We start from the raw sequence: 232 nt of genomic DNA on the forward strand, positions 1-232 counted from the left end.
TCACGGTGATACTTCTTGTTCATCTTCATCTTCCTCAACTAGTTCGTTCATGGCATTCATCAGCCGCTGTTCGACTGACGCAGCCCAGTCACCATATTCGCTCCACACCGCGCGCCGCACGATGCACAGCGAATCCTCAAGCAAACTATACAGATCAGCAGCGTCCATGTCAATTACGTTTGCTCTTGGCGATACCGGCCTTCAGTATGTCAGACGTAATACCGTCCCAGAT

The 232-nt window shown here is 50.9% G+C and carries 1 protein-coding gene; it reads right to left on the reverse strand.

The features are described from left to right. Positions 1 to 168 carry a hypothetical protein gene (locus tag AC1RP4_RS08145; RefSeq protein ID WP_481763301.1) on the reverse strand — a complete coding sequence of 56 codons (168 nt, stop codon included), beginning with the start codon at positions 166 to 168 and terminating at the stop codon, positions 1 to 3. Between the last annotated feature and the right edge of the window lie 64 nt (positions 169 to 232).

This window comes from Dellaglioa sp. CoH-56-MRSF-10, from assembly GCF_056782175.1.